The organism is Buchnera aphidicola (Thelaxes suberi) (genome assembly GCF_964059005.1).
Classification (GTDB): domain Bacteria; phylum Pseudomonadota; class Gammaproteobacteria; order Enterobacterales; family Enterobacteriaceae; genus Buchnera_I; species Buchnera_I aphidicola_C.
The window spans coordinates 371,641-393,027 of record NZ_OZ060389.1 but is presented as its reverse complement, the minus strand read 5'-3'; the positions used below and the strand labels follow the sequence as shown (position 1 = coordinate 393,027).

18 protein-coding genes are annotated in these 21,387 nt (G+C 22.9%); 8 read left to right on the top strand and 10 right to left on the bottom strand.

Annotation, left to right across the window (positions count from 1 at the left end; all coding sequences use genetic code 11):
- The 6 genes from ybeY to prfB form a co-directional block, all read right to left on the bottom strand.
- On the bottom strand, window positions 1-447 hold the full coding sequence (ybeY, locus tag AB4W61_RS01790) for an rRNA maturation RNase YbeY (RefSeq protein WP_367678816.1): 447 nt from the start codon (window positions 445-447) through the stop codon (window positions 1-3).
- Between the two features lie 52 nt (window positions 448-499).
- Entirely contained in the window at window positions 500-1,816 is a 1,317-nt protein-coding gene (gene miaB / locus AB4W61_RS01785) for a tRNA (N6-isopentenyl adenosine(37)-C2)-methylthiotransferase MiaB (protein ID WP_367678815.1), read from the bottom strand.
- Between the two features lie 47 nt (window positions 1,817-1,863).
- Window positions 1,864-2,724 (bottom strand): prolipoprotein diacylglyceryl transferase, encoded by an 861-nt coding sequence (lgt, locus tag AB4W61_RS01780; protein WP_367678814.1) that lies wholly within the window; start codon window positions 2,722-2,724, stop codon window positions 1,864-1,866.
- Between the two features lie 121 nt (window positions 2,725-2,845).
- Window positions 2,846-4,099 carry a diaminopimelate decarboxylase gene (lysA, locus tag AB4W61_RS01775; protein WP_367678813.1) on the bottom strand — a complete coding sequence of 418 codons (1,254 nt, stop codon included), beginning with the start codon at window positions 4,097-4,099 and terminating at the stop codon, window positions 2,846-2,848.
- 112 nt (window positions 4,100-4,211) lie between these two features.
- A complete protein-coding gene (lysS, locus tag AB4W61_RS01770; protein ID WP_367678812.1) occupies window positions 4,212-5,732 on the bottom strand; it encodes a lysine--tRNA ligase in 1,521 nt (506 codons plus the stop codon).
- 13 nt (window positions 5,733-5,745) lie between these two features.
- Window positions 5,746-6,847 (bottom strand): peptide chain release factor 2 gene (gene prfB, locus AB4W61_RS01765; protein ID WP_367678811.1). Its coding sequence is split into 2 segments (ribosomal slippage): window positions 5,746-6,774 and window positions 6,776-6,847, totalling 1,101 coding nucleotides; the frame shifts between segments, so codons are not numbered across the junction.
- Between the two features lie 129 nt (window positions 6,848-6,976).
- Here prfB and AB4W61_RS01760 point away from each other — a divergent pair.
- Both AB4W61_RS01760 and gmk read left to right on the top strand, forming a co-directional pair.
- A complete protein-coding gene (locus tag AB4W61_RS01760) occupies window positions 6,977-7,960 on the top strand; it encodes a hypothetical protein (protein WP_367678810.1) in 984 nt (327 codons plus the stop codon).
- A 72-nt stretch (window positions 7,961-8,032) separates the two neighbouring features.
- Entirely contained in the window at window positions 8,033-8,659 is a 627-nt protein-coding gene (gmk, locus tag AB4W61_RS01755) for a guanylate kinase (RefSeq protein ID WP_367679163.1), read from the top strand.
- Between the two features lie 96 nt (window positions 8,660-8,755).
- Here gmk and typA read toward each other — a convergent pair whose 3' ends face one another.
- Complete coding sequence (gene typA / locus AB4W61_RS01750; RefSeq protein WP_367678809.1) at window positions 8,756-10,579, bottom strand: translational GTPase TypA; 1,824 nt, start codon at window positions 10,577-10,579, stop codon at window positions 8,756-8,758.
- 265 nt (window positions 10,580-10,844) lie between these two features.
- On the opposite strand from typA, the gene yihA reads away from it, so the two are divergent.
- The gene (gene yihA / locus AB4W61_RS01745; RefSeq protein ID WP_367678808.1) at window positions 10,845-11,444 is read left to right on the top strand and encodes a ribosome biogenesis GTP-binding protein YihA/YsxC; all 600 of its coding nucleotides are present in this window, start codon (window positions 10,845-10,847) and stop codon (window positions 11,442-11,444) included.
- 22 nt (window positions 11,445-11,466) lie between these two features.
- On the opposite strand, the gene AB4W61_RS01740 is transcribed toward yihA, so the two are convergent.
- The 3 genes from AB4W61_RS01740 to AB4W61_RS01730 form a co-directional block, all read right to left on the bottom strand.
- Window positions 11,467-13,032 carry a DNA polymerase gene (locus AB4W61_RS01740; RefSeq protein WP_367678807.1) on the bottom strand — a complete coding sequence of 522 codons (1,566 nt, stop codon included), beginning with the start codon at window positions 13,030-13,032 and terminating at the stop codon, window positions 11,467-11,469.
- Between the two features lie 74 nt (window positions 13,033-13,106).
- Window positions 13,107-13,253: a hypothetical protein gene (locus AB4W61_RS01735; protein WP_367678806.1), complete on the bottom strand. Its 147-nt coding sequence runs from the start codon at window positions 13,251-13,253 to the stop codon at window positions 13,107-13,109.
- Between the two features lie 18 nt (window positions 13,254-13,271).
- Window positions 13,272-14,186: a 5'-3' exonuclease H3TH domain-containing protein gene (locus tag AB4W61_RS01730; RefSeq protein WP_367678805.1), complete on the bottom strand. Its 915-nt coding sequence runs from the start codon at window positions 14,184-14,186 to the stop codon at window positions 13,272-13,274.
- 473 nt (window positions 14,187-14,659) lie between these two features.
- Here AB4W61_RS01730 and AB4W61_RS01725 point away from each other — a divergent pair, with 473 nt between their 5' ends.
- The 5 genes from AB4W61_RS01725 (at window position 14,660) to cysD (ending at window position 21,384) form a co-directional block, all read left to right on the top strand.
- A complete protein-coding gene (locus AB4W61_RS01725; RefSeq protein WP_367678804.1) occupies window positions 14,660-16,492 on the top strand; it encodes an assimilatory sulfite reductase (NADPH) flavoprotein subunit in 1,833 nt (610 codons plus the stop codon).
- Window positions 16,492-18,216, top strand: a complete 1,725-nt coding sequence (gene cysI, locus AB4W61_RS01720) for an assimilatory sulfite reductase (NADPH) hemoprotein subunit (protein ID WP_367678803.1) — start codon at window positions 16,492-16,494, stop codon at window positions 18,214-18,216. Before AB4W61_RS01725 ends, cysI begins: the two co-directional genes overlap by 1 nt.
- A gap of 26 nt (window positions 18,217-18,242) precedes the next feature.
- A complete protein-coding gene (locus AB4W61_RS01715) occupies window positions 18,243-18,965 on the top strand; it encodes a phosphoadenylyl-sulfate reductase (protein WP_367679162.1) in 723 nt (240 codons plus the stop codon).
- 70 nt (window positions 18,966-19,035) lie between these two features.
- Window positions 19,036-20,448, top strand: coding sequence for a siroheme synthase CysG (cysG, locus tag AB4W61_RS01710; protein ID WP_367678802.1), 1,413 nt, complete (start codon window positions 19,036-19,038; stop codon window positions 20,446-20,448).
- A gap of 24 nt (window positions 20,449-20,472) precedes the next feature.
- Window positions 20,473-21,384, top strand: a complete 912-nt coding sequence (cysD, locus tag AB4W61_RS01705) for a sulfate adenylyltransferase subunit CysD (protein ID WP_367678801.1) — start codon at window positions 20,473-20,475, stop codon at window positions 21,382-21,384.
- Window positions 21,385-21,387 lie beyond the last annotated feature (3 nt).

The window sequence follows — 21,387 nt, the reverse complement described above, 5'->3', positions numbered from 1 at the left end:
TTATTTATAAGGATTTTTATATCCTAAATCAATCATTATTTTACTTTCGATATTTTTCATTTTTTTATGATTTATTTCATTATCATGAGTATATCCGATTAAATGTAATATTCCATGAATACTTATGTGAGCCCAATGCGATAATATCGTTACATTCAATTTTTTTGATTCCTCAAAAATAATTTCGCTACATAGTACTAAATCCCCAATAAATGTTTCATTATAATTTAATTCAATATTATAAGGGAAGGAAAGAACGTTTGTTGGTTTATTAATCTTCCTATATTTTAAATTTAATTTTTGAATTTCACGTTTATTAACTATACGAACTGTAATAAAAAAATTTTTATTTTCTAAAAAAATTTTTTTTATCCATTGCACAAATTTTTTTTTAGAGGGAATATAACAACATGAAGAATTTACAATTTGTAGTGTAAGAATAATCATAATGTTTTTTAAACTTATTTGGTACTATTTTTTTGTGTATATATTGTGATAATTAATTAATTATTTCACCTTCTAGATTATAACAACTTATTTTTTTTATTTTAATGGGAACTATTTTTCCAATCATATTATAAAAACCATGAAAATGAACAGTTCTATTATTTTCTGTATATCCACATAATTTTGTTTTATCTTTTTTAGAAGGCCCATGCACTAATACCATTTGAATAGTATCAAGCATTTTATTACTCCAATATAATGTTTGTTTATTAATTTGTTGCTGTAATATAAAAAGCCGTTTCTTTTTTTCTTGAATATCAATTAAATCATGTAATTTTGATGCTGGAGTTCCAGGTCTAGGAGAATATAAGAAACTAAAACTCATATCAAAATTAATATCTTGAATAAAATTTATTGTTTCTTCAAAATCTTGATTTGTTTCTCCAGGAAAACCAATGATAAAATCAGAGCTTATTTGAATATTATTTCTTGCTTTGATAAGCTTGCTGATTATTTTTTTATATTCATTAATATTATATCTTCTTTTCATCATTTTTAATATACGATTTGAACCACTTTGTACTGGTAAATGTAAAAAACTAACAATTTTTTTTATATCCCGATAAGTTTCTATTAATTCATCAGTCATATCAGTTGGGTAACTAGTAATAAATCGAATACGTTTTATATTATTTATTTTAGCAATTAATCTTAATAATTTTGCAAAATTTATAATTTTATTGTCAGATACATAATATTTATAAGCATTAACATTTTGACCTAGTAAAATCACTTCTTTGGATCCTGTTTGACTTGCTTCATTAATTTCTTTCAAAATATCTTTGTAAGGACGATTAATTTCTTTTCCTCTTGTATAAGGAACTATACAAAAAGAACAAAATTTATTACATCCTTCCATTATTGAAACTAATTTAGTAATTGGAGAAATATGCTGTGGTTGAATAAAATCAAATTTTTTTATTTCTTTACAATTTATATCAATAATTAATTTGTTTGTATAATTATAAATCATATTTGGTAGTCTATGTAAAGTTTTAGGCCCAAAAATAATATTTACATAATTTGCTCTTTTATAGATATTCACTCCTTCTTGTTGTGCAACACATCCTCCGACAGCAATGATTAGGTATGGTTTTTTTTTTTTTAATTTTTTCCATCTACCTAATTGGTCAAAAACTTTTTCTTGTGATTTATTACGTATAGAACATGTATTCAAAATTAAAATGTCAGCTTCTTTTTCTGATGTTGTAAGCACAAAATTGTTATTTTGATGCAGTAAATTAATAATAATAGAGGAGTCGTATTCATTCATTTGACATCCCCATGTTTTTATAAAAAATTTTTTCATTTTTTTTGTTTTTCTTTTTTTTATGTAATTTTTTTAACTATCTATGACTATTTTTTATTTTTTAAACAAAAAATTTTTATTAAGATACAAAAACCTAATATTATCATAGGTAAAGATAACATTTGACCTGCAGTAATTTCTAATGAATTAAAATATATAATATAATCAGGATCTCGAAAATATTCCATAATTATTCGAAAAATACCATAAAATATTAAAAAACATGAGGAAATAAAACCATATGGTGTTTTTATTTTTTTTAATAAATTTAATATTAATAATAATATTATTCCTTCAAAAAAGAATTCATATAATTGAGAAGGATGACGAGGTAACGAATGCCATTTATTCATAATATTTTGAAAAATAGGATGACTTTTTATAAATATTAGGTCTGCATTATGTGATTGAGGAAAAAGCACAGCAAAAGGGGTATGATTTGTAACTTTTCCCCATAATTCTCCATTAATAAAATTGCCTATTCTACCGTTAGCAATTCCATAAGGAGCTAATGGAGCAATAAAATCAGTAATTGCAAAAAATTTTTTATTGTATTTTTTAGAAAAATAGAATAAAGAAATAATTATTCCTATTAACGCTCCATGAAATGACATGCCTCCTTCCCATATCTTTAAAATAGACCAATAATTTTTATAAAAATAATCATTATCATAAAAAATAACATGTCCTAATCTCCCTCCTATTAACAATCCAATAAAACCGATATTAAAAAGTGAATCTATTTCTTTTTTTTTTAGTATTTTTGTTCGGTATGCTATACATTTACTAATGTATAAAGTAAATAAAAAACTAATAACATACATCACTCCATACCAATAAATTTTTATAGAACCAATAGAAAAAAAGACAGGATTAATATTATGAAAAAATAAGTATTTAATGTTCATTTTTTTATATCTTTTTTTTTTTTTTTTTTTTTTTTTTGAAATAATTAATGTAAAAATTTAGAAATATTTTAATTAAATTTAAAATTAAAATTTTATTTAAAACAATATATTAATTAATTAATTATATTTTTTGTTCGAGCTGAATTAAATCTTCAATTTTTTGTGGTCTTCTTATTTGTTTGAATTTTTTTTCTGTAAATAAAAATTCAGATATTAATGGTCGGCTATTATAATTAGATGACATTGAAGATCCATATGCTCCTACTTGATGAAATATTAAATAATCTCCAACATGAATTTTAGGTAATTTTCTAGACATAATATTACCATTATTATCTTGAGTAAAAATATCTCCAGATTCACATAATGGCCCCCCAATAACTGTATCATATAAATTTTCTTGATTAATTTTTCTATTATCACCTGCTATAATAGAAATATAATGATAGCTTCCATACATTACAGGCCTCATTAAGTCATTAAATCCTGCATCAGTTAGTACAAATTTAAATAAATTAGTTTTTTTAATCGAATAAACTTGACATACAAGAATTCCTGATTCTGCTACTAAAAATCTTCCAGGCTCTATTTCCAGAGTAATTGAATGTCCTAAACGTTTTTCTATTTTTTTTTTTGTTTCATTCCATTCTTGGAAATAATTATTTATATCTATTTCTTTTTCATTTGTTTTATAGGGAATAGATAATCCTCCTCCTGCAGATATGTATTGAATATTTTGATTTAAAGTGCATATTTGATGAAACATAGAATTACATACTTTTTTTAAATGTTTATAATTTACTCCAGAACCTATATGCATATGAATACCAACTAATTCAAAATTATATTTCTTTATAATATCTAATGTTTGTTCAGGAAATAAAATACCATGTTTACTATTATCTCCTCCTGTATTTGTTTTCTTATTATGACCATATCCAAATCCTGGATTGATTCTAATCCATATTTTATGATTAGGAGAACATTTTCCTAACTGATGTAGCATGTCAATAGACCCAATATTAACAGGTATATTGAGTTTTGTAACAAGTGATAAGGTTTTTTTATCTATAATATCGGAAGTAAAAATAATATCGTTGTTATTAGGAATAAATCCTGCTAATATTGCCCTTTTAATTTCTCCATAAGAAACAGCATCAACTTTGACATCATTTTGCTTCATTATATTTAGTATATGTATATTGGAACAAGCTTTTTGAGCAAATCGAATAGTATCAAATTTTTTTAATAATTGAATTTTTTTTATAATAATATTGTGATCATATACCCAAAAAGGAGTATCATTATTATTAATAAAATTTAATAATTCACAAGAAGAAAAAGAATATTTATAATTTTGTGTTAAATTATGCATAATTTCCTTATATATTTTTTATATGAATTGCTTTTGTAATCTATAAATTACTTATCTTTAATTTATTTAAAATATAATATGAATTATATTATTTAAAACTAAGTTAGTTAATTTATTCAGATTTTTTTAATGTAGGGAATAATATTACATCACGAATGTTTATTTTATTAGTTAATAACATGACAAATCGATCAATTCCTATACCTAATCCTGATGTAGGAGGTAATCCATATTCTAATGCTGTAATATATTCTTGATCATAAAAAAATTTTGCATTTTCGTCTTTAAAATTTTTTATTTTTAATTGTGACTCGAATCTTTTTTTTTGGTCTTCATAGTCATTTAATTCTGAAAAACCATTTGCTATTTCCATTCCTCCAATAAATAATTCAAATCGATCAGTTAAATGATTGTTACTATCAGATTTTCTTGCTAATGGAGATATATCTATAGGATATTCTGTAATAAATGTAGGATTAATAATTTTTTTTTCAGTATCAACTTCGAATAATTTTGATTGTATTTTTTCTAATGTCCATTCTTTTTTTACTTTTATTTCAAATCGATTTAGAATGTTTGTTAATGTTACATAATTAGTTAAATCTTGCAATGTTATTTGAGAATTAAATTTAATAATTGCGTTTTTCATTGTTAAAACTTCAAAATTTTTACTTATATCAAAATTATTATTATTAAATGTAATAATATTATTTTTTAATACTTTTAAAGTAACATATTTAAATAATTTTTCTATTAATATCATCATATCTTTATATGATGTATAAGTTTGATATATTTCAATCATTGTAAATTCAGGATTATGTTTGCTTGAAACTCCTTCATTTCTAAAATTTCTATTCATTTCAAAAATTTTATTAAAACCTCCGATAATTAATTTTTTTAAATATAATTCTGGAGATATTCTTAAATACATTTTAGAATTTAAATTATTATGATGCGTAGTAAATGGACGAGCATTAGCACCTCCGGGAATATTGTGTAACATAGGAGTTTCTACTTCTAAAAATTTATTTTTTATCATAAATTTACGAATTAATTCAATTATTTTAAATCTTTTTTCGAATATTCTAAATTGTGTTGCACTTGATATTAGATCAATATATCTTTTTCGATATTTTATCTCTTTATTAATTAAACCATGGAATTTATCTGGTAATGGATGTATCGATTTATTTAAAAGAATTAAATGTGTGCATCGTACGGTTAATTCATCTGTTTTTGTTTTAAATAATTGTCCTTGTATTCCAATAAAATCTCCTATATCAAGATTATATATGTGTTCTTCATAATTATCATGTAACAATATGTTTTTTTTTAAGTATATTTGTATATTATAAGATGCATCTTGTATGGTAAAAAAAGATGCTTTACCCATAATTCTTTTAAAAATTATTCTACCTGCTAAATGTACAAAAATTGCAAGTTCTTTAATTATTTCTTTAGTTAATTTTTTATATTTTTTTTTTATATTTTTAATGGTATTATTAGGTTTAAAATGATTAGGAAAATTAAATCCTTTTTTTTTCATTTTATATAATTTTAATTTCCTTATTTCCATTTCTTTATGTTTATTTTCTTTATCATTAGTGCAGATAACTTTTTTTTCTTTCATATAATATTAATCCTCATAATCCAATTTTTAAACTGCTTATAATAAATTGGTCTAAATTTCCATTAAGTACTTCTTGAATATTTGTTGTTTCTATTCCTGTTCTTATATCTTTAATGCGAGCGTCATCTAAAATATATGATCTTATTTGATTACCCCATCTGATATCTGCTTTTGATTTTTCTGATATTTTTTTTTTAATATTTTGGTTTTGTATGTCTAATTGATTTAGTTTAGAAATCATTTGTTTTAATGCTTGATTTTTGTTTTTATGTTGAGATCGGTCATTTTGAGATTGTGTCACAATACCGGTAGGAATATGAGTAATACGTACCGCAGATTCGGTCTTATTAACATGTTGACCTCCTGCTCCTGAGGATCTGTATACATCTATTCTTAATTCATTATTTTTGATATTTATTTTTTTTTTGTCATCTTGTATTTCTGGATAAACAAAAATAGAACAAAAAGAAGTGTGTCTTTTTTTAGTAGAATTAAATGGGCTTTGTCGTACTAATCGATGAATTCCAGTTTCTGTTCTCAACCATCCATAAGCATATGGTCCGGATACATATATAGTAGCTGATTTAATTCCATCACTATCACTTCCCGTTTCTTCAATAATTAATGATTTAAAACCCTTTTTATTTATCCATTTTAAGTACATGCGTAATAGTATTTTAGCCCAATTTTGAGCATCTAGCCCCCCTGATCCGGATTGAATATCAAGATAGCAATTTAAAACATCGGTTTTTTTTTGGAACATAGTATACAAATCAAGTTTTTTAATAATACGATTTACTTTTTCTAAATCTAATTCGATGATATTATTATTTTTTTGCATATTATTAATTGAACCATTTTTTTGAATTAAAACCATGTTTTTTTTTATTATACTACTTATCTTTTTTAAGCTTAATACTATTTTTTCTATTTTTTGCTTTTCTTTATACAAATTATAGGTAATACTTGGATTATCCCAATATTTAGGATTAGATAATTTAATATTAATTTCTTCTATTCTTATTTTCTTATGATTATATTCAAAGACGCCTCTTTAATATTTTTTCTTGTTGTTGCAAATCTTGTAATTTTTTTATTAATTTTTTTTCTATCATAATGTTTTGCCTCATTGTTTATAGTATAATATTGTATTTATATTATTATTAAAAATAAAATTAAAATTTTATTTTTAATAATAGTCTTTTATAAAAAATTTATTAATTTAATAAGAATATTAATTATATATGATAAAAAAATTTGATGAAATTAAAAATTATAATACAGTAGTTGATTGTACTCATCTTACTGATTGGTCATGTGTTTCAGTACAAGGCATTGAATCAAAAAATTTTTTACAAAATATGTTATCTATCAATATAAAAAATATACATAATAATACTTATATGATTGGTTCGCATTGTAATATTTATGGTAAAGTAATCAGTATTTTGATTATTTTTCCTTTCCAAAAAGGATATGCTTATATACAAAGAAAAAGCGTAACAGAATATCAAATCAATGAATTAAAAAGATATGCAATGTTTTCTAAAGTTAATATTTCTGAAGAAACTAATTATTTTATATTAGGTATTCAAGGGTATACTGATCAACAAATTTATAGTTGTTTTAAAATAAAAGTTACAAATACAAAAGATAGTATAAATATTTTTGAATATGGAATGATTTTACGTTTAGAAAGAAAAAAAAATCGATTTTTAATATTAATAAAAAAAAATAAATTATATAATTTTAATATAAAAATAAAATCATGTAACGAAAAAATATTAAATAACATATGGTTAAGTTATGCAATTGATTCTGGATTCCCAATTATAGATAAAAAAAATTGTTCTAAAATCATTGCTTTACATACTAATTTAGAATCTTTAAAAGGTATTGATTTTGATAAGGGATGCTATTATGGACAGGAAGCAATAGCCAGATTAAAATTTAAATCTAAAGTAAAATATTCATTATTTTGGTTAAAAAGTATGACATGCATATTACCTGTTCATCAGACAACAGATTTTTTTTATTTTCAAAGAAAATGTGTAGAATATCAAGAAAATTTTAATTGGTTAATAGCTGGTAAAGTATTAGCTGTTTCTTTTACGAAACAGAATAAAATTTGGATACAATGTATTTTAAAAAATAATTTAGATAAAAAAAAAATATTTAGAGTAGAAGGTTTAGAAAAAATTTATTTTAAAATAAATAAAATATTTTAATAATATTATTTTTTATAATATTTTTATTCCGTATTTCATATAACCCTTTTTAAAATATTTATTAGAAAAATGATAAAATCCGGAATATGTTTTATAATTTCAGCACCTAGTGGAACAGGAAAATCAAGCTTAATATCTTCTTTTTTATCAACGAAATGGGGATTTAATGCACGATCATCTATTTCTTATACTACTCGTAGTATGCGTCCAGGAGAAAAAGAAGGACAACATTATTATTTTATTTCTAAAAAAAAATTTGAAACAATGATTAATAAGAATATATTTTTAGAATATGCTGTTGTTTTTAATAATTATTATGGAACTTCTCGTATTTTAATTGAAAAAATGTTATCAGAAGGAAATGATGTAATTTTAGATATAGATTGGCAAGGAGCTCGACAAATAAGAAATTATTTCTCTCATTCTATCAGTATTTTTATACTTCCCCCTTCTAAATTAGAATTATATAATCGTTTGAAAAAAAGAGGTCAAAATACAGATCTTGATATTAAACATAGAATAAAAAAAGCGGTTTTTGAAATAAGTCATTACAAAGAATATGATTATTTAATTGTTAACGACAATTTTACAAAAGCAGTATCTGATTTAAAAAGTATTATTATTTCTCATCGATTATCATTATATTATCAAAAATATAATATTGATGAATTAATTAAATCTTTATGTTGTATTAAATAAATATTTAAAATAAATAATTTTTTTTTATATAAATACATTAATTAAAATTTTTTATATTTTTATATATAAAGGATAGATTTTATCTATCCAAATATTTTAACACGATTTATTTTTTTTACTAAATTTTTTTCTTTCAGTTTCTGTTAAAAATCTTTTCCGTAATCGAATAGAATTAGGTGTGACTTCTATTAATTCATCATCATTAATAAAACCAATTGCTTGTTCAAGACTCATTTTTATTGGAGGAACTAACATAATAGCTTCATCAGAACCGGAAGCTCGCATATTAGTTAATTTTTTGCCAGTCAAACAATTAACGGTTAAATCATTATTTCTATTATGTATTCCAATAATTTGACCTTCGTATACTTTTTCACCATGATTTAAAAAAATTTTCCCCCTTTCTTGTAAATGAAATAAAGCAAATGACACCGCGATTCCCGTTTTATTTGCAATTAATACTCCATTTTTTCTTTGTCCAATATTGTTATCTTGAACAAGATCATAATGACTAAAAGCCGCATAAAATAAACCAGTACCAGATGTAATTGTTAAAAATTCATTTCTAAAACCTATTAAAGATCGACTAGAAAGTATGTAATTTAATCTGATTCTATTATTGATTATAGGAGAGATGTCTATAATTTTTCCCTTTCTTTCTCCTAATAATTGCATTAATAATCCTTGATGGATTGATTCTATATCTAATGTAACATTTTCGTACGGTTCTTTTTCTATATCATTTTTTTTTTTAAAAATTACATTTGGACGAGAAACTGCTATTTCAAATCCTTCTCTTCTCATATTTTCAATTAGTATTGATAAATGTAATTCACCTCTTCCAGAAACGCAGAATACATTAGCATTATTAGTTTCTTCAACTTTTAAAGCAATATTATGTTTTTCTTCTTTTTTCAAACGTTTATAAATTTGTCTAGATGTAACAAATTTTCCTTCTTTTCCACAAAATGGAGAGGTATTAACTGACATAAACATTTTAACAGTAGGTTTATCAACTTTTAGTTTTGGAAAAGGAATAACATTATTTATATCACATATAGTATCAGAAACATTAATTATATTTGGACCAGTTATTCCAATAATATCTCCTGCTTGTGCTAGTTGACTTTCCTGTCTTTCTAATCCTACATAATTTAAAATTTTGTTAATTTTACTTTGATAAACGAAATTTTCTGTATTAATAATATTAATTTGCTGATTAATTTTTACACTTCCTTCTTGTATTTTTCCAATTCCTATCGTTCCTAAATAATTGTCATAATCTAGTTGCGAAATTTGCATTTTAAAATCACCCTTAGGATTAACTTGAGGAGAGGGTGAAAATTTGATTATTGTTTCAAACAGTGAATCCATGTTACTTTTCATGTTATTTAAATCAAATCCTGATATACCTTTTATTGCTGAGGTATATACGACTGGAAAGTCAAGCTGATTATCGTTTGCATTTAAGTTAATAAATAAATCCAATACTTGATCTAAAACCCATTCAGGTCGTGCATTTTCTCTATCAATTTTATTAATTACAACAATTGGTTGAATATTGTAATTAAAAGCTTTTTGTGTAACAAATCGCGTTTGAGGCATGGGTCCATCTATTGCATCAATAATTAATAGTACTGAATCAACCATAGACATTACTCGTTCAACTTCCCCTCCAAAATCAGCATGGCCAGGAGTATCAATGATATTAATTCTGTAATTTTTCCAAAACAAAGCTGCATGTTTTGAAGTTATTGTAATACCTCTCTCCTTTTCTAATATATTAGAATCCATAGCACGATTTAATTGTGTTTTTTGATATTTTAAATTATTTGATTGTTCTAATAATTTATCTACTAAAGTAGTTTTACCGTGATCAACATGTGCAATAATAGCTATATTTCGTAGTTCTGTATGCATGTATTTAGTCTCTTGTATGATATACTTTTTATCTAATTTATTTTAATGCAACTTAACTAATTATTTATTAGATTAAATTAAAAACAAGATATTAATATATTTAAATAATAATAAAATATTTTTATCTTAAAGTATAAGATTAAAGTTATTATAGTATAAATTTGTTTATGTTCTATAGATTATTTTTGTCAAATAATTAAATTTAATTAATGTTTTAATATCATTTAAAAAAAATTTTTATTTTTTTATTAAAAAAGGAAATTATATGGTAATAGATTATTATCAATCAACATTTTTTTATCAAAGTATTACTAATATTAAACAGTTAAAAACTGATAATAATGATGAAATTGCATTTATAGGATATTCTAATTCTGGAAAATCTAGTATTATTAATACGATAATAAATAAAAAAAAAATTGCACGTACTAGTAAGAGCCCTGGAAATACTCGTACTATTAATTTTTTTAAAATTCAAAACACAAAATATCTAGTGGATTTACCTGGTTATGGATATGCAAATATTGCTAAAAATTTAAAAATAAAAATTGATGAATTAATCTTAAAATATTTACATAATAGAAAATCTTTAAAAGCTGTAATATTAATTGTAGATATTCGACGATGTTTAAGATGCCAAGATTATAAAATAATAAATTTATTAACTAAACGGAATATTCCGATATTAATTTTATTATCAAAATCGGATAAGTTATCTAAATCTATGCAAAAACAAACATTAAATTATTTTAAAAAAAACGAAACCAGTATCATAAAAAAAAATAATGTTATATTATTTTCTTGTACATTAAAAATAGGAATGAATTATTTACAACTTTTCTTAAAAAAATATTATAAATTTTAGCTTTATAAATACAATTAAATTACTAAGCAATTTTATTAGCTTGATTCCAATTTTTTCCAATTCCTATATTTACCATTAAAGGAACATTTAATAATGTTATATTTTCCATAATAAAACAAATATTTTTAGTAATTTCATCAATTTTGTTTTCTTTTATCTCAAAAATTAATTCATCGTGTACTTGAATAATCATTTTTCCATATTGAAAATTAGTTAAAGATAAATATTCATTAACTTTAATCATGGCCTTTTTAATTATGTCAGCGGTAGTTCCTTGCATAGGAGCATTCACGCAAGCTCTTTGAGCTGCTTTTCTAATATTAGTATTATCAGAATTGATATTAGGTATATATATTTTTCTTCCAAATAACGTTGATGTATATCCTTTTTTTGATGTAGATACTAATGTTTTTTTAATAAAATTCAAGATACCATAATGTTTTTTAAAATACATATCGATATAATGCTTAGCTTCTTTCATAGTAATATTTAATTTTTTAGATAATCCAAAGGGAGTAATACCATATATTACAGAAAAATTAATTATTTTTGCGATTTGTCGTTGTTGTATAGTAATTTTATTAATTTCTATATCAAAAATATTTGATGCAGTAGCAGTATGTACATCATCTTTATTATAAAATGATTTAATTAAAAGTTTATCTGCTGAAAAATGTGCTAAAATTCTTAATTCAATTTGGGAATAATCTACTGTTAAAATTAAATATTTATCTGGAGCAATAAATGCTTCTCTAATTTTTTCTCCTTCTAATGTTTTTTTGGGTATGTTTTGTAGGTTAGGATAATAAGATGTTAATCTTCCTGTAGAAGTGGAATGTTGACAGTAAGAAGTATGTATTCTTCCTGTATTTATATTAACCATTTTAGTTAATTTATCTAAATAATTAGATTTTAATTTATATAATTTTCTATACTTTAATATTATGTTTGGTAATCGATGATTTTGTGAAAATATTTTTAATACTGTTTCATTGATAGAATTTTTTCCTTTTGGCGTTTTATCAATATTTTTAAAACCTATTTTATGAAATAAAATATGCCTTGTTTGTTCATTAGATAAAATATTAAAATGTTCATTAGCTAATGTATAAGCTTTAAGTTGTAAGCATGCTAATTTTTTTTCGATTTCTTGTGATTGATTTTTTAGTTTAATACAATTTAATAAAACTCCATTGTTTTCCATTTCATACAGTATTTTTGCTATTGGTCGATCAATATCGTATAATATTGATTTTAGTTTAATTTCTTTATTTAAAAATTTTTTATTTTTATAGTGAATTTTTAAAATATAATGAGGAATGTGGTATATATCATAATAAGGAGACAACTCGTTGGTTTGTTTATGGATAAAATATTTACTTTCTTTTAATAGAAAATCTTGATTAATTTTTTTTATAAATTCATTACATTGCATGATTCCTTTAAGGATATAATTTTCTAATAAAATATCATGAGTATTTTCAGATAATTTAATACCGTATTTTTGTAATATTTTATATTGTGATTTTATATTATAAGTTACTTTAGTAATTGTATTGGTTTCAAGTATTTTTTTGATGGCAATCAAATATTCATTATTTTGATTATTAATACATATCAATGATTTTTCTTGTATTTTTAATTCAATAGATTCATGTTCGTTTACTGCAAAATTAATGTATATTTTTTTTTTTTTTTATTAAAAAAAAATATAAAAGAAAAAATAGAAACATTTTTTGTTAAATTAATACCAATATTATTGCTCTGTTGTTTTTTATATTCAATTTCTTGTTTATTTTTTTTATCCATTTTTTATATTTCTTAGATTCATTTTTTTTTTGTATATTGTTTTAACCAAAAATTTTTTTTTAGATCACACATCCATTTTTTAAATTCATATTTTTGAAACATATTAAATAATATTTCAATATTAGGTTCATTGAATATTATTTTTTCCCATTCTATTTCAATTTTTATATTTGTTTTAATTGTTGCTAATTTTAATGAAAGAAAAGCATTTTCTTTATTATTTTTTAATTTATTTATTGTATTTTGAATTCCGCGTATTTTAGTGTTTTTTACTTCTTCAAGATTTTCATATATTCTATATATAGTACTAAATTTTTTAATTAAAGCAATCGCGGTAATCTTTCCAATTCCATATACACCAGGTATATTATCAGAATGATCACCCATTAAAGCCATAAGATGTGTTAAATATTGCGGCAATATACCATATTTTTTTTTTATTTCTTTTAATCCAATATTTTCCATTTTATTATTTATAATAGAAACATTTTTATTAATTAATTGCTCCATATCTTTATCGTTACTACATAACAATATAGTTTCTTTTTTTGATTCTCCTATTTTTGATAATGTTCCTATAATATCATCACCTTCTATATATGGAATAGTAATAATTGGTATCCCCATGGCATTGATAATTTTTTTTAACGGAGTAATTTGTAATTTTAATAAATTAGGCATTGATGGGCGATTAATTTTATATGCTTTAAATAGTTTATGTCTAAAGTTTAATAAAGGTGAATCAAATACTATTATTATTTTTTTTGGATTTATTTTTAATAATAAACTTTTTATTTTATTTAAAAATCCATATATTGCTCCACAATGTTCACCTTTTTTGTTTTTTAATAATGGATATGCAAAAAAAGATTGATATAAATAAGTATTACCATCAATTATTAATGTTGTATTTAATTGACTATTGTATAACATAATTACACTCTTTTTGAAAAAAAAATTTTATGTAATAAAATTGTATTAATTATATAGATATTTTTATTTTTTTCATTGTATAACTATAAAATAAATTTTTTAACAAAATAAGTAGATTAATACTAAATTAAATAGTTTAAATATAATTATTAATAGAAATAATAATTTTAATTATAAATATTTCATAAATAGTAAAAAAAATAATTTTAAATTTTTAATTTTAATGAATATCAATAAAATATTAAGAGAATTCTGATAAATTTACTCTGCAATCTTTAAAAATTTAAATCATTTATACTTATTGTGACACATAGGTTAAAAGATGTTAACATATTTTATTCTATATAAAAAATTAAATATCAATAATTAACAATTATTAATTTATTAAATTAAAATATTGATTTTTAATAAATAAATTATTTTTTCTTAATTTTAAATTTATTTTTAATAAAAAAATTTAGGTTATATACGTAATGAAAAAAAAAGATGAAACGCAATTGATACATCCATTTTCTGAAAAACAAATGAATATTTTAAATAGTTTTGCAGAAAATTTAACTATTAATCAATGTATTTGGACATCTGGGTTTTTTTGGGGTTTAACGCAAAAAAATAGTATTTCAGAAAAATTACTAACTTCATCTGAGATTAATACACCTGTAAAAGAAAACATTAATCAATTAAATGTAACAATTATTTCAGCTTCACAAACAGGAAACGCGCGGTTAGTATCAGAGTATGTTCAGAAACACTTATTAAAATTTAATATTCCAAATCAATTATTTGATGCTAATGAATATAAATTTAAAAAAATTCATTTAGAAAAGATTTTAATATTAGTTATATCAACACAAGGAGAAGGAGAGCCTCCTGAAATAGCTTTACCAATGTATAATTTTTTGAAATCAAAACAAGCTCCTAATTTAAATAATTTGACATATAGTATTTTTAGTTTAGGGGATTCTTCATATGAATATTTTTGTCAAGCAGGAAAAGATTTTGACAATATTTTATCTTCTTTAGGGGCAAAAAAATTAATTAATCGTATTGATGCCGATGTTGATTATAATGGTCTTTCAATAAAATGGTGTGATGATATAATTAATGTTATTAAAAAAAAAAATACTGTATCGTTAATAAGTAATAATAATTTTAATAAAAAAACTGGTGATAATAAGTTTGTACAAAATACTTATAACAAGATGCGACCTTTTACATCTACTTTAATAGTTAATCAAAAAATTACAGGTAGATATTCTAAAAAAGATGTAAGACATATTGAATTAAATATTATGAATTCAGGAATTAAATATTATCCAGGAGATTCAATTGGTATTTGGTATAAAAATGATGCTGAATTAATCTTAGAAATATTAGAAATACTGAATATTAATCAAAATGAAAAAATATTGTTTAATAAAAAATATGAAAGTATATTTAACGTATTAGAAAATAATTTTGAATTAACTACAAATAATATTAATGTTTTAAAAAAATATGCTTTAATTAATAATCATGTTGATTTATTAAAAATAGCATCTGATTTAAAAAAAAGACTTATATATGTAAAAAAAAATTCTTTAGTATGTATGTTAAAACAATTTCCTTCTATAATAAGTGCGCAAGATTTTGTTTCAATCTTAGTTCCTTTAAAGCCAAGATTTTATTCTATATCTTCATCACAATTAGAAAATGATGAAGAAATTCATATCACTGTTAATATAGTACAGAATTATTTTTATAATAAAGTATATTTAGGTGGAGCATCTGGATATTTATCTAAACTTGTAAATTATGGAGATAAAGTTAAAATATTTATAGAAAAAAATAATAATTTTAAATTACCTATTAATGATAATTCTCCAATTATTATGATTGCTTCAGGAACTGGTATAGCTCCATTTCGTTCATTTCTACAAGAAAGAGAAAATAAAAAAGCGCATGGAAAAAATTGGCTTTTTTTTGGTAATCAAAGTTCTAGTGAAGATTTTTTATATCAACAGGAATGGCAAATATTTTTTAAAAAAGGATTACTAAATCGTATTAATTTAGCATGGTCTCAAGATCAAGACAAAAAAATATATGTACAAGATGAATTATTAAAAAATGGGAAAAAAATATGGAAATGGATCAATACTGACAAAGCTTATATTTATGTTTGTGGAAATGCATCAAAGATGGCAAAAGATGTAGAAAATACTTTAATTCAAATTATTTGCGAATATAACCATGTTAATACAGAAGAAGCAAATAATTTATTAAATACATTAAGATTAGAGAAACGTTATCAAAGAGATGTATATTAATGGATAAAAAAAATAATAGCAAATTTGTTGTAGAAGGTAATCTAACTGATTTTGAAAGAATAAAAGGAGATAGTAATTATCTTCGTGGTACTATTGATCAAGATTTAAAAAAAACATTAACTAATGGATTTACAGGGGATAATTTTTATCTTATTCGATTTCATGGAATGTATCAACAAGATGATCGCGATATTAGATCTGAACGATTAGAACAAAAATTAGAACCAAAATATGCTATGATGTTAAGGTGTAGATTACCTGGTGGTGTTATTACCACGGATCAATGGATAAAAATTAATGACTTTGCAATTAATTATACTTTTTATAAGACAATTCGATTAACTAATAGACAAACTTTTCAATTGCATGGAATATTCAAACATAATTTAAAACAAGCTCATCAAATGTTGCATGAAATTAATTTGGATTCATTAGCTACAGCTAATGATGTCAATCGTAATGTTATTTGTACTTCTAACCCTAATGAATCAAATGTTTCTCATCAAGTATATGAATTATCTAAAATAATATCACAACATTTACTTCCTAAAACAAAAGCATACGCAGAAATATGGTTAGATAAGAAAAAAATTTTTACTACTGAAGACGATGAACCGTTATTAAGTAAATTTTACTTACCTAGAAAATTTAAAATTAGTATTGTTGTTCCTCCCTATAATGACGTTGATATTCATGCTAATGATATGAGTTTAATTACAATATTAGACTCAAAAAATAACATTATTGGATTTAATTTATTAGTAGGAGGTGGATTATCTTTTGAACACAATAATAAATTAACTTGGCCAGGTATTAGTCAAGAAGTAGGGTTTGTATTATATAAGGATATTATATCTGTAGTAGAATCAGTTGTAACAATACAAAGAGATTGGGGAGATCGAACAAACAGAAAACAAGCAAAAACAAGATATACTTTACACAGAGTAGGATTAAAATATTTTAAAAAAGAAATAGAGAAACGATCTAACACTATTTTATTACCGATAAAAAAATATCATTTTATTTCAAGAGGAGATCGATTTCATTGGATTAAAGGTACTAATCAAAAATGGAATTATACTCTATTTATTCCTAATGGTCGAATAAAAAATACTCATAATTTTAAATTACAATCAGCTTTATATGAGATTGCCCAAACATATCACGGTAATTTCAAAATCACTGCAAATCAAAATCTAATTATATCTGATGTCAAAGAAAAATATAAAAAAAATATAATAAATATTATTAAAAAATATGGATTATCAAATTCTATATCATATATAAGACAGAATTCTATGGCTTGCGTTTCATTTCCTACTTGCCCGCTTGCTATGGCTGAAGCAGAAAGAATGTTAGAAAATTTTGTTACAAAATTAGAACTAATACTGATTGATAATAAAATGTTTCAAGAATATATTGTTGTGCGTGTTACTGGATGTCCTAATGGTTGTGCGCGTGCATTATTAGCAGAAATTGCATTAGTGGGAAAATCTCCTGGAAAATATAATTTATATATAGGTGGTAATCGTATTGGAACGCGTATTCCTACATTATATGAAGAAAATGTTACAGAGTCTGAAATTTTAAATAAATTAAGTAAATTAATACAAGTGTGGTCAGTAAAACGTAATTTAAAAGAATCTTTTGGAGATTTTGTTATTAGAATTGGTATTGTAAAAGAAATTATTAATCCATCTAGTGAATTTTGGTCAAAAAAATGAATATTAAGGAAAATTTTTTGTTTAACATAAAAAAATTTAATAACTTAAATTTAAAAAAAAAAAATGAACTGTTATATTTAACTAATATTAAGTTACAAAAAATGTCTATTAGTAATAGAATCTTATGGGCAATAGAAAATTTACCTCATAATCATATTATGAGTTCTAGTTTTGGCATTCAATCGTTAGTGTCCCTACATTTAATTAATAAGTATTATAAAGATATTCCCGTAATTTTTATTGATACTGGTTATTTATTTAAAGAAACTTACCTGTTTGTTGATAAAGTAATTAATAAGTTTAAATTTAATTTGAAAATATTTCGATCAAACTTATCTCCAGCATGGCAAGAAGCTCGGTATGGAAAATTATGGGAGCAAGGAATATCTGGATTAGAATTATATAATCAAATAAACAAGATTGATCCTATGAAAGAAGCATTAAAAAAATTACAAGCTCAAACATGGTTTGCTGGTCTAAGAAATCAACAATCTGATTTACGCGCTTCTTTATCCATTTTAAATGTTCAAAATAATGTATTTAAATTTTTACCAATTATTGATTGGGATGATAAAATGGTTCAAGAATATATTACGGAAAATGATTTATTTGTTCATCCTTTATATAATAAAGGATATATTTCAGTAGGAGATGTTCATACTACTAAACCAATAAATAAGTGTATGTCTGAAAAAGAAACTCGTTTTTTTGGTTTAAAAAGAGAATGTGGATTACACGAATGTATTTAAAATAATAACTAGATAAATTATGTATATTTTTATTTTTTTATTGAATTGTTAAAATTGTATTAGGAACATTATGGATTATTTTCCTCTTTTTTTAAAATTAAAACAAAAAAATGTATTAGTAGTTGGGGGCGGAAAAGTAGCGTTTAGAAAAATAATTTTATTATTACGGTCTAACCCTTATATTAAGGTAGTAGCCAGAAAGATTTGTGTTGACTTAAAAATATTATTAAAAGAAAAAAAAATAGAATGGATAGATACAGAATTTTATGAAAAATATCTTGAAAATATTTTTTTAGTTATCGTAGCTACTAATAATAATTTTTTAAATAAACAAATTTCTTTATTATCTAATAAAAAATGTATATTTGTAAATGTAGTTGATGATATTGAAAAATGTTCATGTATCTTTCCATCTATTATTGATCGTAATCCAATTATAGTTGCTTTAACTTCATCTGGATCTTCACCAGTTTTATTAAAATTATTTCGTGAAAAAATCGAATCTATTCTTCCTTTTGGAATAGGTCAAATAGCACGTTTTGCATTAAAATGGAGAGAAAAAATAAAGTTTTATTTAAAAAAATCTCATGATTGTAAAACTTTTTGGGAAAAATTATTTACAAGTATTTTTTTTGATCAAATGTTAAATAATGATATCTGTAATGCATATCGTACATTTAAAAGCATTTTATGTAATGCATCCTCTTTTAAAAAGGGAAAGATTACTTTAGTAGGAAGTGGTCCAGGAAATGGAGGATTATTAACTTTAAGTGCTTTGCGAGCTCTTCAAGAAGCTGATATTGTTTTTTATGATAGATTAGTAGGTAAAGAAGTATTAGAATTAATTAGAAGAGACGCTGAATGTATTTGTGTTGGAAAAAAAAGAGGTAAAGTATTAATTAATCAAAATACGATTCACAAATTATTAGTTTTATATGCTCAAAGAGGAAAAAAAGTAGTTCGATTAAAAGGAGGTGACAATTTTATATTTGGACGAGGAGGAGAAGAGTTACAATATATTTTTGAAAAAAAAATTTATTTTGAAGTAATTCCAGGAATCACTGCTCCTATTGGAGCGGCTGCTTTTTCTGGTATTCCTTTAACTTATCGTAATATTTCACAAGGTGTAATATTTCTTTCTGGTCATGATTATAATTCAGAAACTTTCTATTTTTGTAGTAAAAATATAAAAAAATATACGTTTGTTTTTTATATGGCTAAATTGATGTCTAATTTAATCGCTTCAGATTTAATAAAAAAAGGTCTTTCTAAGGACACGCAAGTAGGTATAATTAGCGCAGCCACTACATCTAACCAAACTATTCTAATAAAATCATTATATTCATTACAATATTATAAAATTACTCTTAAATCTCCTATTTTATTGATTATTGGAGATGTTGTTCAATACCATTATAGATTTAATTGGTTTCAAAAAAATACATATATAGAAAAAAAAAATAGTAGTTTTACTGATATTTAATTATTTTTACAGGAGTATTGATTAATGAAACGGGAAGGGTTTAAGCATTTATCACAGTTAGAAGCAGAAAGTATTTCAATTATTAGAGAAGCAGTATCTGAATTTAATAATCCTATCATGCTGTATTCTATTGGTAAAGATTCTTCTGTAATGTTGCATTTAGCAAAAAAAGCTTTTTATCCTGGTAGGATTCCTTTTTCGTTATTACATATTGATACTAATTGGAAATTTCGTGAAATGTATGCTTTTCGAGATAAAACTGCGAGAGAAAACAATTTAAATTTAATAATATATACGAATCAACAAAAAAAAGATGATAAAATCAATCCATTTTTATCATCCGATGTTGCTAGATATACTGAAATTATGAAAACAGAATCATTAAAAAAAGCAATCGAAAAATATAAATTTGATGCTGCTTTTGGTGGAGCAAGAAGAGATGAGGAAAAATCTCGAGCAAAGGAAAGAATTTATTCGTTTAGAGATAGTCATCATAAATGGGATCCAAAGAAACAACGGCCTGAATTATGGAATATTTATAATGGACAAATATTTCCAGGTGAAACTATGCGAGTTTTTCCATTATCAAATTGGACTGAATTAGATATTTGGCAATATATTTATTTAGAAAACATTAGTATTGTTTCACTTTATTTTGCAAAAAAAAGACCAACGATTAAAAGAAATAAAATGATATTGATGATTGATGATGATAGAATAGAATTACAGAAAAATGAACAAATAAAATCACGAAAAATACGATTTAGAACATTAGGATGTTGGCCTTTAACAAGCGCAATAAAATCTGATGCTGATACACTTCCTAAAATTATTGAAGAAATGCTATTAACGAGTACTAGTGAAAGAACAGGTCGTTTAATCGATCATAATGTATCTGATTCTATGGAAGTAAAAAAAAGAAAAGGATATTTTTAAGGG